At 43.7% G+C, this 254-nt stretch carries 1 protein-coding gene; it reads left to right on the top strand.

Annotation, left to right across the window (positions count from 1 at the left end; genetic code table 11):
- A partial coding sequence (locus AWW67_RS11815) for a hypothetical protein (RefSeq protein WP_141655447.1) occupies positions 1-254 on the top strand: 254 nt, incomplete at both ends.

The following is a 254-nucleotide window of genomic DNA, read 5'->3' as shown; positions in this document are numbered from 1 at the left end:
TTAGCGAATCAGTTACGGTTACCGGATTTCCTCAGATAGAATTGGAAACAGGCACGACCGACAGAACTGCAAACTACTTCAGTGGATCAGGAGGATCGACTTTAACTTTCAATTACACAGTACAATCAGGCGATGTAAGTGCTGACTTAGATTACGTGGCAACCAATTCATTAGCATTGAATGGAGGAACGATAAAAGATGGAGCAGGCAACAATGCTACTTTGACTTTGGCTACTCCAGGCGCAGCCAATTCA

The organism is Roseivirga seohaensis (assembly GCF_001592945.1).
In the GTDB taxonomy this organism is placed as follows: Bacteria; Bacteroidota; Bacteroidia; order Cytophagales; family Cyclobacteriaceae; genus Roseivirga; species Roseivirga seohaensis.
The sequence above is the reverse complement of the archived record's forward strand: the minus strand, read 5'-3'. Positions and strand labels throughout refer to the sequence as shown.